The sequence below is a fragment of the Chryseobacterium sp. C39-AII1 genome (assembly GCF_039672645.1).
Classification (GTDB): Bacteria; Bacteroidota; Bacteroidia; order Flavobacteriales; family Weeksellaceae; genus Chryseobacterium.
Map to the genome: position 1 here is coordinate 81,295 of NZ_JBDFPQ010000006.1, position 12,263 is coordinate 93,557.

Sequence of the window (12,263 nt, forward strand, 5' to 3'; positions counted from 1 at the left end):
ACAATGAAGATTATATCATATAATTTAAACAGGTTCTTAGGTTTTTTAAGTTTTATTTAAAATTTATTCGGAAAATACAATTAAGCTTCTGAAAAATACTATTTGATATTATATTTTTCAGATTTGAAACTTAATTTCTTTAATCCCTGTTGAATTTCCGGAGCATTCATGAATAATTTCCATAAAAATCCGGTTCTGTAATTTTCTATCATCGGAGCAATCGTTCCCTGATCAATCGCTAAATATCTTGGGGTAAACCAATTGTAGTAATTAATAGAAGTAGCATCGTAAGGTCCTGCAGAACCGATAAATTCAGGTTTTTGCGTATAGATAAATCTCAGAAAATCCATCGATTCTTTGGGTGAATATGGGAAACTGCTCAACGCTGCCGTCGGAGTAATCACTCCGTGGTCATTTTGTGGAAAATGAGCGTCGTAACCGACACTTCCGTCTTTATTTCTTGAATAACCTGCTGTCAATCCCCAGTAATTTGCTCCGTATCCTTTCCAGCCTTTTGGATTTTCAACACAATATTTATAATCGATAAGAACCTGATTTTTGTTTAAATCAAAGTAATTTTTGATTAATTTATCTGATAAATTTGTTGGATCTAAACCGATGTAAGAATACTGAGTCCAGAATAATGGTCCGCCATATTCTTCAGCTCCGTTGTGCTTAACATACATTGGAAGTCCATATTTTTCTTTATCTGAAAGGTAAGTTCCGTTCCTTGTCCAGCCTTTATAATACGTTTCAGCGTCGATTGGATAGGTTGGCGACGAAGCTGCTAAAATATACGTGATTAAACATTCATTATAACCTTGAAGCGGGAAGTTCATTTCCCATTGATATTCCGGTGACCAATGCCAGTACAATACTTTTTCTCCGCCTTTCGTGTACCAATTCCATTGAATTCCTTTCCAAAGTTCGTCACATTTTTGGGCAAGTGCTTTTTCTTCGGCATTTCCGTTTTTGAAATATTCACGAACCATTAAAATTCCTGAAGTTAAAAACGCAGTTTCTACCAAATCTCCACCATTATCTTTTTTTCCGAAGGGAACGGTTTTTCCTGTTTCCCCGTTGATCCAGTGTGACCAAGCACCTTTATGACGGTCTGATTTTGCCAGAAAGTCCATCATCGTAGTCAATCTTTTTACCGCTTCTTTTCTTGGAACGAAACCTCTTTCCACACCCACCAAAATTGTCGCTAGACCAAATCCGGAGCCGCCTGTCGTGATGACGTGCTTATCATTATCAGGATAAATATTATCTTCATGATAACGCTCTCTTCCTAATTTAGAATTGGGTTCTGCGTAGTCCCAGAAATATTTTATAGACTCTTTCTGAACTTTATCCATCAATTGCTCATCCGTAATATCGTTTTTTACAATCTGAGTTTGAGAGTTGGAGGGTTTAAGCGTCTGAGAATTTTTGCAGGAAACCGTAATTAATGATACAACAGCCATTGATAGTACTATCCTTTTCATAATTCAAATTTTAAAGTTGATCCCTAAAAGAAGAGGAGAATTTTCATTCTCCTCTGTGATTTTATTGATTAAATTTTTAGTAGTTCGGGTTCTGAGCTGAACGACCTTTAGCTTCAGTAATAAATGTCTGAGGCAAAGGAAAAACTTCATGCTTTCCAACAACAAATGTTTTACCATTAGCTGCCATAGCAGATTCAGCCTGCCCTGTTCTTACCAAATCAAACCATCTGTCGTGCTCAAATGCTAATTCTAATCTTCTTTCTTTCCAAATTGCAGTTCTTAAAGCTGATTGAGTAGTAGCCGTTGTATTAGCAATCTTCGCTCTATCTCTTACTTGATTCAATAAGGGAATTGCTGTTGAAGTTTGACCTAACTCATTTAAAGCTTCGGCTTTTATCAGTAGTATCTCTGCATATCTAAGATAGCGAATATTAGTATCTGTAGAGCTTTGTGAAGTATATGCAGACGAATATGCTTTATAATTATAATAATTATTGTCAGCATCAGTCGCAACAACTCTTCCATCATACAAAGTCATTCCTTTTTTAATGATAGTAGCATCTCTTCTTTCTGTATCTCCTTCAGAAGTATATGCATCATACAGATTTTGAGTTGGCGTATTGAAACCCCAGCCCCAGCCGCCGGTACCTCTAGCACCTTGAACTTGGGTATATTGCTGAATTCCTTTTCCTTTTTCATTTCCAGAGCCTTGAATTTCAAAAATTGACTCCGCATTATTTTCACCAGACACTTTATATATATCTAGAAAAGTTGGCGTAAGAGAATAGCCTGTAACCAAATTACATTGATCAATAGCTAATTGATATTTTTTCTGATAAAGGTAAACTTTTGCAAGTAATGCATGAGCAGCACCTTTTGTTGCACGACCAACATCTGCAGTACCATATTCTGATTTATTCGGTAAAGCTTCTGCAGCATCAAGAAGATCTTTTTCTATAAAAGCATATATTTCTTCTTTGCTTTTTCTTGTAAGCTGCATCTCAACATCATCTTGGTTTCCTAATATAGGAACATGGTCTACTAAAGGAACTCCTCCAAATGATCTAACCAAAGTAAAGTACATAAATGCACGAAGAAATTTAGCTTCTCCTGTAAGTCGGGCTCTCAAACTAGTACTTGCATTATTAAGTTGAGGAAGATATTTTAAAGCTTGGTTACATCTATTAATACCTTGGTAGTTTGAAGAAAATAAACTTTCAAAAGAAGGAGTAGATGGAGTAAATGTAAGAGCATCTAAAATATCTTTATCAGAACCTGTATCTCCAGGAGTACTCCCTTTATCTGCATCATCAGAAGTAATTGAAGTAACCCCAATCCAAGCAAAACTACTCATATCCCAATCTAAAAATTTAGCATAGATAGAGTTCACAAAACTTGTTGCCCCTTCATTATTATCATATAAAGATAAATCATCAACATTCACCTGTTCAGTAGGAGATACTTCTATAAAATCATCACTACAACTTTGGTTAAATAATCCTGTAAGAACAAGGGCTGATATTATTATATATTTCTTTTTCATTTTTCTTAAAAATTAATGTTTAAACCAAATACGAAACTTCTAAGCGCTGGATAAGAATCTAATTCTACACCTGCAAGTTTATATGGATCTCCTTCATCAGCAGGGCTTGAAGAATTAAATCCACTTAGCTCAGAATTATATCCAGAATATTTGGTGAAAATAACCGGGTTAATAGCACTTACATATAGTCTAATTGACTTCACATGATCCATAATATCTTTAAATGTATATCCTACAGAAATATTATTAATTCTAAAGTAATCTCCTTTTTCTAAAAAGAATGTTGAAGCAATTGGAATAGTTGTGTATGGTCTTGGATTGCCAGCATTTGTATTCGTAGGTGTCCAGAAATCATTTGCTACAGAAGCTTCAATATTTTCCCCGGCAATTCTTTGTGCTTTTTTACCATTGTAAACATTAAATCCAAAAGCACCATACCCACTAAGATTAAAATCTAAGTTTTTATATGTCATTGAAATATTAAGCCCTAAGGTTGATTTAGGAATATATGAATCAAAATATTTTCTATCACCAGCATCAGCAGATCCAGTAACTCCGTTACCATTAAGATCTTTGTATTTTAGGTTTCCATTAGCATCATAACCATCGGCTTCCCATAAGTAAAAACTACCTAAAGCATGTCCTACTGTTGTATTATTAAACAATTTAGTCCACTGCCCATTTCCTAAACTACCACCAGATATTTGAGATATGTTAGAATCGTTTACTCTTGTTAATTCGTTTTTGTTATAAGAATAATTAGCTCCAATAGAGTAAGTAAAGTTTTCTCCTACTTTATCTGCCCAATTGAATGAAGCTTCAATACCTTTATTAGTTACAGAACCAACATGCGAAGGAAACTCTACATTTTGCCCGGAAGATAAATAATTTCTAACCATTAAGATCAAGTTTTTAGTTTCTCTGTTGTACACATCAAAACTACCCGTCAAACGATTATTAAGAACTCCGAAATCTAAACCTAAAGAAGATTCTTCTGTAATTTCCCATCCTAAGTTTGGATCAAGTCCCTTGTTAACAGTTATACCATTACTTACAGCATTACTACCATAAGCATAATTATAATCTGTACCAGAAGAAAGTGGCAAATAGCTTAATGGAACATTTTGGTTTCCTAATCTACCCCAGCCTCCTCTTAATTTCAATAAATCAAAGAAGCTATCTTTTAAGAAAGATTCTTCAGACACAATCCAACCTGCGCCAAATGATGGGAACGTTCCCCATTTTTGGCCAGCGGCAAACTGAGAAGATCCATCCCGTCTTATTGTAGCACTTAATAAATAACGATTCATCAATTTATATTGAGCTCTAGCAAAATAAGATGTTGTTGTATTCTTATTAAAATATATTGAATTGAGTGTTAATATATTATTGATATAATTAGTATTATCTAAATTCCAATAATCAGAAACGTTACCAAGATCTTTTCTTCTCAATAAAGTTCTATCAATACCACTCTTAACAGAAGATTCAGTACCAATGATTGCATCGATATTGTGATTTCCAAATGTTCTATTATAATTTAAAACATTAGAAAGCACCCAATTATGATAATCTTCTTTAGTATTAGTTAATGTATTTTTTGCATTTCCATCAAAGTTTGCAGCAATTCTTGTTGGATCAGCAGCTAACCAGATTCCTAAATCATCAGAGAAATTATAGGATTTAAAATTAGAATATTCACCAGAGAACTGTGATGTAAATTTCAATCCTTTCATGATCTCAACATCTAACTTAAGCCCTCCTTGTAAAAGCATATTCTTGCTTTTCTCGTTAAAGAAATCTAACTGGCTTACAGGGTTTCCTACGTTATTGAATCTAGAGCCAGAATATGAAATATTACCACTTGCATCCATGATAGGAACACCATATTGTCCTGATGCATAACGTACCGGTACTAATGGTGACTGCTTATACGCATTCGTAAATGCACTTAATGGTTTAGGTGAATTATTAGTAAATGCAATGCTCAAGTTTTGAGACAAAGTGATTTTCTTAGAGATTTTGAACTCATTATTAGTTCTAATAGTAGTCCTATTATAATCAGTACCTCTCAGAATAGATTGTTCATCATAATTACTTAAACTTAGAAAATACTTCGCGCTTTCTGATGAGCCGGAGATCGCAACATTATGTTGATTATAAATACCTGTTCTCGTAATTTCTTTAAACCAATCTGTATTATATGGTTGATTTGTTGAAAAAGGAACTTTAGGTTCTGCAAGATAACTATTAGCAGTGTTATTATAATTAATAAACTCCTGAGCATTTGCCATTTTTACAGTCTTTAAGGGATTTCTCACCCCTATCAAACCATCATACTCAACTTTTAATTTTCCTCTTCCCGACTTTGTTGCAATAATAATAACTCCATTTGCAGCTCTGTTACCGTAAATCGCAAGTGCAGCAGCATCTTTCAGGATATCATAAGAAAGTATATCATTGGAATTAATATTATTAATATTATCCATAAACATTCCATCAACTACATATAATGGTGTTCTACCACCTGTAACTGTACCAAGACCTCTAATCATAACGGTAGGTGTAGATCCCGGCATATCAGATGCCGTTACTTGTACCCCCGCAGCTTTACCTTGAATAGCTTGTGAAGCATTAAGAACTTTCGTTTTAGTAACCTCATCAGCGCTAATAGAACTAACAGCAGTAGTATTATCTACTTTCTTACGGCTACCGTAACCAATCATTACTACTTCTTCGATTTTCTGTTCTTTAGGAACAGTATCTTTTGGCGTAGTTTGTGCATTCACATTCATACCAAAGTACAAAACAGCAATGAGTGATGAATACTTTAAATCACTTTGTTTCATATAGTTTAATTTTATTCGTACAATCAAATTGAGGTAAGGTTTTGTAAACCTTTTTATAATGCCTTATTTCAAATCATTTTGTATTTCTCAAAAAAAGACATTAGCCAAAATTATAAAAATATCCGTTATATTGTTAATCTTTCATAAAAATTTTAAAAATTAACTATAAAAAAAATTAATATTCAACGAAATAATAATTAAAAAGAGATTTTATCAATATAAAATGTATTTTAAAAAAAATAATGCAATCGATTTTCCACCTATCTTTTTAATAAATCTCCCAAAAAAACGTTCTAAGCTTAAAATTTTGTTAAACAGAATATAGTGTTTAAATTTGGTTCGTTATTTGAGAAGATATAAAGTTTAAGAATTATAAATGAAAAAATACATTATCGCTGCTGCTTTGGTTATAGGAACAGGCGCAGTTATTACGACAAGCGTTCATTCTTGCACTACGTTGGCAACTACCGATTTGGGACTTTCCATTATTAAAAAGTTTTTGCTGAACGGAATTGACAAAGGCGTGAATGTTTACAGTAATAGAGATGCATTCTTACAAAATAATATGGTAGATAAAGCACTTCCTAAGCAGTTGAGAGAGATTAATTCCCTATTGGAAAAAGTGGCTCCGTCTTTGGTACAAAAGGAAAGAGCCTATATTGCCGATGCAGCCGTATACACCGTAAATATTTCAAAACCAATTTTGGTAAATGCAGTCAATAGCCTGAATGCACAGGACGTTACAAGAATCATCAATGGTGAAAAAGGAACGGCTACTTTGATTTTAAAGGAAAAAACTTCACAGCAATTGATTGCAGCCATCGCTCCGAAAGTTGATGAGCAGCTTAATCAATATGGAATTGTAAAAAGCATTAATACCGCTTTATCAGGAAGTAATTTTCTGGGAAGTCTTTTAGGAGGAAATACAACAACAGTAAATTCTGGTGGATTAAGCCAATTGGCATCTGAACAATTAGTTAACGGAATATTCAATATCATCGAAGATTATGAAGTTCAGAACTCGAAATCACTTTTAGGACCACTTGGAAAATAGAAAATTTTTCACTATTTTTATATATATTTAAAATTTGTAGATGGATATATTACAAGGAAATCAACATGCAAATCCTGAGGACTTTTATCAGTCTTTAAAGGATAAACTGGAAGGTCACCACGATTTTCCGGAAGACTATTTATTTAAATTTATCATTCCGACAGACCAATCAAAACTTACAGAAATTTACAAGGTTTTTGATGGCATCAAATTCACGCTGGGAAACCGCGAAAGTAAAAACGGAAAATATACTGCCTGCAATATTAACGCATTTGTTTTAGACGCAGATCAGGTGGTACATATTTATAAAGAAGTTGCAAAAATAGAAGGTGTTATTCTATTATAAAAAAGAAAAAAGTCAGCGTAAATGCTGACTTTTTAGTTTATATATTAAGTTAAATCTTAATTCTCAATAAAATCTATCACTTTCTCGATAGGTCTTCCGATGATCGCTTCGTTTCCTTTAATCAAAATCGGACGTTGCACCAAAGATGGATTTTCACTTAAAATGGTTAGCCATTCTTCTTCAGAATATTCTTTATCTGCAAATTGTTCTTTATAAAGCTTTTCATTATCTCGAATAATTTCAGAGATATTCTTTCCTAATTTCTTCAATACCGTTTTTATCTCTAAAATACTCAAAGGCTCTTCGACAATATTAATTACCTCAAAAGCAACTTTATTTTCCTTCAAATATTCCAACACCGCATTGGATTTTGAACAATTCGAATTATGTAAAACTTTAATATGCATTTCAAATGAGATTTAAATTATTGACTACAACTTAATTAAAATAAACCGTTGAGTTCCGCTTCAATTTTTTCTAAAATAAATCCAAAATCTTCAGGCTTTTCTACGAAATCCAAATCATCCACTTCAATGATCAAAAGCTTCCCTTCCGTATAATTCGAGATCCATTTTTCATATTTCTGGTTCAGTTTCGAAAGATATTCGATGCTAATTGACGCTTCATATTCTCTTCCTCTTTTGTAGATTTTTTTCACCAAATTCGGAACATCAGATTTAAGATAAATTAAAAGATCCGGCGCAGAAACGAAAGATTTCATCAAATTAAAAACTGAAGAATAATTACTAAAATCTCTGTCTGAAAGAAGTTTCATATCATTCAAATTCTCTGCAAAAATATGAGCATCTTCATAAATGGTACGATCCTGAATAATGTTTTTTCCACTTTCTCTGATCTCTTTTACCTGACGGAATCTGCTTCCCAAAAAATACACCTGCAACGCAAAACTCCACTTGCTCATATCTGCATAAAAATCTTCCAGATACGGGTTGTGATCCACATCTTCAAACTGTGCATCCCATCCGTAATGCTTAGAAAGCATCGTCGTTAATGTCGTTTTTCCTGCTCCAATATTTCCTGTAACCGCAATGTGCATATTTTTCCTTAAATGTTTATGATTAATTAAAAAAAATAAATTAAACTCCCAATTTCTGAACCTCGCCAATTTCTTCAAAAAGTTTCAGCATATCAAAAGTATCCGACTTTTCCGAAGATTCGTCTTTCTTCTTTTCTTCTGAATTTTCTATCGATTTTTTAGCGGACTCAGGCTCTTTTTGTTGTTTAATTTCTTTTCTGTTTTCCAAGCTGTAAAGATAAAGTTTGTTCGCTCTGATTTCAAAATAAGAAAGGGTATTTTTATCCACAATTTGTGCATCAGGATCTTCAAAAACCTTCACCATGCCTTTTTCCGGAACATATTTTAGAATAGAATTATTCGTAATCACGAGAATATTGTCGTTTTCACGACGAAATCTTTTCCCATTCAGCACTTCTGCTTCAAAGAGTTTTTCCAACTTCAAATTAAATACTCGTATATGTTTTCTCGTGAGAATGTATACTTTATTTTCATACACCAAAAGATCCATCAGATCATCAAAACTGCCATCCAAAGGATAAGAATTGATCGTCGTATCGTTTCTGAAATTATACTGAACCAGCCTTTTCATGCTATCATCCAACAACCAAATCTGTTGCAGATCTTCAGCATACGCCATTTTAATAAATCCGAATTTCTGCTTGAAATCCACCTTTTGAATTTCATTAAGATTCTGATCCACAAATTTCATTTCCTGAGCATTTTCGGAAAACATCGGCACACTTAAAGGATTCTGAACCGTCTGAATTTTAAACGGAACCGTCACCATCAGTTTCCCAATCTGTTTTCCTAAAGAATCATATTTTGTAAAGCTGAAATCTTTGTTTTTATAGATATACAGATTCCCGTAATCATCGGCAAGCATATCCTTCGCTTCCTTCAATTTTAAAGAATCTAAAGGAAGGGCTTTCTGCGCAGAAATGGCACAGAATGCAAAAACAAATATTAAATGTAGGAATCTCAAATTTTATTTTGGTAAAGATAACTTTCTTAAACGGAACGTCTGCAATTTACAGCCTTTTATTTATACTTAAACGAAGTTTATATTTTAATATTATTTGAATGAAACTTCAAAAATTTTCGCCCAGTTTTTCCCTGTTATCAGCATATTATCACCTTTAAAGGCAATTCCGTTTAAAACATGCTCGCTATCTCCACTATCATTTTCGGCCGTCAGTTTTGTAAAGTCGAATTTGCCTACCACTTCTCCGTTAGCCGGATTAATTTTCAGAATAATCGGTCTGTGCCACACATTAGAATAAATAAAACCGTTGTGATATTCCAGTTCGTTGATCTTTTCGAATGCTTCAGTATTTCCTGCAACAGCAAGGGTTTTCACGACTTTTGGAGGATTATTCACATCAAGAAAAAACAGATTTTTAGAACCATCTGTTGCCACAAGATTTTTTTCGTCAAATGTAAGTCCCCAACCTTCCATCATGGCATTTGGTAACGCAAATTCTGAGATTTTTTTCAATGTATTTTTATCATACACAAACCCTTTTCTATTCTGATAAGTCAACTGATAGATTTTATCACCTACAATGGCGCAACCTTCAGAAAAAATATCCGCGGGCTGTTTAGCTACAATCATAGGAGCAGTAGATCCCAGCGTATATTTGATGAGTTGAGAATCGCCTGTTAAGCCATCGCTTTCGTAAATGAAATTACCATCCATCTGAAAACCTTCAACAAAATTTTTCGGATTATGAGGATATTCAGCAACAATTTGATAATTAATATTCTGTTCAGGATTTTTAGCAAAAACATTAATGGTAGCATCCTGATTTAAAGTCTCGCCACCTTTAGTTTTAATGATAAAAGAAACATTATTATCTCCCAAAGAAAAAAACTTCGGATCCACCGTTAAATTGGAAGTTTCTTTGTCTCCAAAACTGACAGTGATAGCTTCTGCATCATCGGTAACCTCTTTTGGAAGTGTAATTTTATCGCCAAAATGATAACCCTGATCTTGCTTCGAATTATTATAATCCGCCAGCGTATCCATCATTTTTTCTTTATTATTACAAGAAGCCAGGAAAAATACCGTGGCAAAACCTAGGACAATATTTTTTTTCATTGAGTTCTGAATCATTTTTCAAAAATAGTAATTTTAAACCTATTTAGCCTGAGTTGAAAGTAATAGTTCATGAATAATTGGATGTAACTTTGGATTAATTTTGAAAAGTTTTTATTTGATAAAAGTTCTCGATACATTTTTCTTCGTTTCACTGCGAAAAACACTCGAACAGACGTAAAAAACTTAATTCTTTATAACAAGAAAATAGCGCTCCAAAAAGGAACGCTAATGTATTTTATTGATAGAGGTTGATTAATTACTTAATCTGAACTTCATAGATCTTGGGCCAGTTTTTACCTGTAACCAACATATTTTCGCCTTTAAAAGCAATTCCGTTTAAGACATCATCGCTTCCTTTTGTATTTTGCTTCGCAATATCTGTAAAATCGAATTTTCCGACCACTTCACCGTTGGCAGGATTAATTTTTAAGACAATCGGTTTCTGCCAAACGTTGGCATAGATAAATCCGTTGTGAAATTCAAGCTCATTCAATTGATCGTATGCTTCCGTATTTCCTGCCACCGCAATGTATTTCACCATTTTTGAAGGATCTTTCGGATCTAAGAAATACAACAATTTACTTCCGTCCGATGCGATAAGATATTTCCCGTCATAGGTTAAGCCCCAACCTTCACCAAGAACGTTCGGATAAGGAAATTCAGACAATAATTTCAAAGAAGCTTTGTCATAAACATAGCCTTTTTTGCTTTGCCATGTTAATTGATATACTTTGTCACCCACGATTGTACTCCCTTCAGAAAAATCCTCAGGAGCCTGCTTTGTAGCAACCAAAGGAGTTGTGGTTCCCAAAGTATATTTTAAAATTTGTGAAGAGCCGTTTTGTCCGTCACTTTCATAAATCGTATTTCCTTCTACCTGAAATCCCTGAACGAAGTTTTTTATATCGTGAGGATATTCAGCAATGATCTGATAGGCGATACTTTTCTCCGGATTTTTCGCAAAAACATTAATGGTAGCATCTTGCGTTAACGTTTCCCCGCCTTTTGTTTTAATATTAAAAGTTACGGCATTATCACCCAACGTATAAAATTTCGGATCGATAGTAAGACTTGTCGTTTCTTTATCTCCGAAGCTGATGGTAATGGTCTCCGCTTTATCTGTGATGTCTTTCGGAAGATCAAGCTTGTCTCCAAAATGATATCCTGTACTTTCTTTAGAATTATTGAAATCTGCTAATGTATCAAGAATTTTTTTGTCATTATTACATGAAGCCAACATCAAAACCGCCGCAAAACCTGCTATTATATTTTTTTTCATTGAAATCTAAATATTTTTCCCAAAAGTAGCAAATTTTATTCCGCTTTACGAATTTTGGGCTGATGGTTTACTAAATTGTAATATAACCGATTAATTTAAATAAACTATCGTTCTAAATGCGGTTTCAGACTTCTTCCGATAATTCCGTCCCAACCTTCAGCAAAAGATTCTCTTGAAAAATTTTCGCCCAATTCTTTTAACTGATCAATTTCATCATGAATTAATGTAATTACCGTTTCGTCACCTTGTTTGTTCAGTTCCCAAGTTACAGTCGTTGTTCCTTTTGAAAGTTCAGGAAAAGCCCAGGAATATTTCAGTTTTTTATTCGGAATGATCTGTAAAATTTCGCATTGATGATGATATTTCTTCTCATTGCCCGGTTCGTAAAAGTTGAATATTTTCCTAACTTCTAATTCAAAATCAGGAATATCAAAATACCATGATTTCATTTCATTTTTATCCGTGATTGCGTTCCATACTTTATCGATGGGTGCATTTATTTTATATTGAACAATAATTGGGATGCTCATATTTTGATTGAAATTTAATTCTAAATGATATTTTTTCT

At 33.4% G+C, this 12,263-nt stretch carries 11 protein-coding genes; 2 read left to right on the forward strand and 9 right to left on the reverse strand.

All coding sequences use genetic code 11. From position 1 onward, the window contains the following. Positions 1-98: 98 nt before the first annotated feature. The 3 genes from ABEG63_RS11475 to ABEG63_RS11485 all read right to left on the reverse strand — a co-directional run bounded on the left by ABEG63_RS11475 (position 99) and on the right by ABEG63_RS11485 (position 5,879). A complete protein-coding gene (locus ABEG63_RS11475; protein ID WP_346584899.1) occupies positions 99-1,487 on the reverse strand; it encodes a glucoamylase family protein in 1,389 nt (462 codons plus the stop codon). Between the two features lie 76 nt (positions 1,488-1,563). Continuing rightward, positions 1,564-3,030: a RagB/SusD family nutrient uptake outer membrane protein gene (locus ABEG63_RS11480; protein ID WP_346584901.1), complete on the reverse strand. Its 1,467-nt coding sequence runs from the start codon at positions 3,028-3,030 to the stop codon at positions 1,564-1,566. A gap of 5 nt (positions 3,031-3,035) precedes the next feature. Next, positions 3,036-5,879, reverse strand: a complete 2,844-nt coding sequence (locus ABEG63_RS11485; protein ID WP_346584903.1) for a SusC/RagA family TonB-linked outer membrane protein — start codon at positions 5,877-5,879, stop codon at positions 3,036-3,038. Between the two features lie 376 nt (positions 5,880-6,255). Here ABEG63_RS11485 and ABEG63_RS11490 point away from each other — a divergent pair, with 376 nt between their 5' ends. Together ABEG63_RS11490 and ABEG63_RS11495 are read left to right on the forward strand one after the other, a co-directional pair. Then, positions 6,256-6,933 (forward strand): DUF4197 family protein, encoded by a 678-nt coding sequence (locus tag ABEG63_RS11490; protein ID WP_346584904.1) that lies wholly within the window; start codon positions 6,256-6,258, stop codon positions 6,931-6,933. Positions 6,934-6,973: 40 nt separating this feature from the next. Next, a complete protein-coding gene (locus ABEG63_RS11495) occupies positions 6,974-7,279 on the forward strand; it encodes a DUF493 family protein (RefSeq protein WP_267402544.1) in 306 nt (101 codons plus the stop codon). Positions 7,280-7,335: 56 nt separating this feature from the next. Here ABEG63_RS11495 and ABEG63_RS11500 read toward each other — a convergent pair whose 3' ends face one another. The 6 genes from ABEG63_RS11500 to ABEG63_RS11525 all read right to left on the reverse strand — a co-directional run bounded on the left by ABEG63_RS11500 (position 7,336) and on the right by ABEG63_RS11525 (position 12,225). Beyond that, positions 7,336-7,686, reverse strand: coding sequence for an ArsC/Spx/MgsR family protein (locus ABEG63_RS11500; RefSeq protein ID WP_346584907.1), 351 nt, complete (start codon positions 7,684-7,686; stop codon positions 7,336-7,338). A gap of 35 nt (positions 7,687-7,721) precedes the next feature. Continuing rightward, positions 7,722-8,336, reverse strand: coding sequence for a deoxynucleoside kinase (locus tag ABEG63_RS11505; RefSeq protein WP_312396383.1), 615 nt, complete (start codon positions 8,334-8,336; stop codon positions 7,722-7,724). 40 nt (positions 8,337-8,376) lie between these two features. Further along, positions 8,377-9,300, reverse strand: coding sequence for a hypothetical protein (locus ABEG63_RS11510; RefSeq protein ID WP_346584908.1), 924 nt, complete (start codon positions 9,298-9,300; stop codon positions 8,377-8,379). 90 nt (positions 9,301-9,390) lie between these two features. Next, positions 9,391-10,416, reverse strand: a complete 1,026-nt coding sequence (locus tag ABEG63_RS11515) for a glutaminyl-peptide cyclotransferase (RefSeq protein ID WP_346584909.1) — start codon at positions 10,414-10,416, stop codon at positions 9,391-9,393. 256 nt (positions 10,417-10,672) lie between these two features. Continuing rightward, positions 10,673-11,695, reverse strand: coding sequence for a glutaminyl-peptide cyclotransferase (locus tag ABEG63_RS11520; protein WP_346584910.1), 1,023 nt, complete (start codon positions 11,693-11,695; stop codon positions 10,673-10,675). A gap of 104 nt (positions 11,696-11,799) precedes the next feature. Then, entirely contained in the window at positions 11,800-12,225 is a 426-nt protein-coding gene (locus tag ABEG63_RS11525; RefSeq protein ID WP_312396403.1) for an SRPBCC domain-containing protein, read from the reverse strand. Positions 12,226-12,263 lie beyond the last annotated feature (38 nt).